Here is a 1,409-nt window from a genome sequence, read left to right as displayed (position 1 = left end):
GATATCGCCCAAGCCATTGCCCGGTTTGTGGACTACATTCATGAACGCCCCGGGGAAGTGCTGCAACGCCTGGGGTGTGCAGCGTAATCGAGAAGTTAACTTTTCATGGTGCATCTATATAGGATGTATTGGAGATTACATACAAGGAGGAGTCCGCGACACAAGGCGGCCCCTCATTGTCTTACAGGAAGGAAGAAGGGGAGTTCAATGTGTGCAGTATAAAGAAAAAAAGAGAGCGCTCTAGGGGGGATCATACATGCTACAATGAGGAGTAGAACACATACAATGGGGTACAGAAGATAGCGAGACAAGGTGCAGATGCAGGCAACAGGCATATATATATATCATCATGTCGGAAACTTTGTGGTTCCATGCAATGGAGGGGCCATCATGTTTATTCACACTGTTCAGCCTGGAGATACGCTTTTTTCCATCAGCAGGCGATACGATTATCCGTTGGAAAGTCTGCGTCTTGTCAATGGCTTAGTTGAAACGAATATTGTGCCTGGTCAAGCATTATTGATCCCGATCTATACGTATACAGTACAGCCAGGGGACACGCTCAGCGCCATCGCACGGAAGGCATTTGTGACGGTCGAACAGTTGCGGTCCGCCAACCCGACAGTGAATCCGTATAGAATGTATCCAGGAATGAAAATTTTTATTGCTGATATTTCTTCGTATCGAGCCATAACGTTAGCCTATTATATTCTCCGTGAACCGAACGTAGATCGGGCGCTCGTGCGGGATTTTGCTCCGTATTCATCATACATCGCTTTGTTCGAATATCGTTTCGCTCCCAATGGCGATATTGTCACGATACAGGATGACGCCGCAGCGATTGAAACAGCATGGCAAAACCGCGTCACACCCATTGCGGTAGTGACGAATCTAACATCCGACGGGTTTAGTCCGAGACTGGCGAGCCAAGTGCTGAACAATCCGGAAGCGAGAGCGAATTTGGTTGAGAACATTTTTTATTTAGTGTCACGAAAGGGCTATGGTGGTGTCAATATTGATTTTGAGCAAATTCGCGGCGAGGATCGTGATTTGTTTACTGGCTTTTTGCGTCAACTGCGCGATCGGTTAAAACCGGCTGGATATGTTTTGACGATCGCCGTTCCAGCGAAAACAAGCGAGGAGATCCCTTGGCTCAAAGGCTACGATTACGGCGGCATTGGCGCTGTCGTCGACTATATGTTTATCATGGCATACGATTGGCACCATTTAACAAGTGAGCCAGGTCCAGTCGCTCCGATTCAGGAGGTGAAATCCGCTCTTCAGTTTGCTGTCGAACGTGTGCCTCGAAAAAAAATACTGCTCGGACTCCCATTATATGGATACGATTGGATCATTCCGTACCAGCCCGGGACATTGGCGGATGCTCTCTCCAACCAAGAGGCGGTTTT

General features: G+C 48.0%; 1 protein-coding gene. It reads left to right on the top strand.

The window, feature by feature from the left end; genetic code table 11:
* Positions 1-390: 390 nt before the first annotated feature.
* Positions 391-1,409, top strand: a 1,019-nt coding sequence (locus VU18_RS08740; RefSeq protein WP_047758008.1) for a LysM peptidoglycan-binding domain-containing protein, incomplete at its 3' end; no start/stop codon positions are given.

Origin of the sequence: Geobacillus sp. ZGt-1, from assembly GCF_001026865.1 — a bacterium.
Taxonomy (GTDB): Bacteria; Bacillota; Bacilli; order Bacillales; family Anoxybacillaceae; genus Geobacillus; species Geobacillus thermoleovorans.
This window is presented reverse-complemented; position numbering and strand designations above follow the sequence as displayed.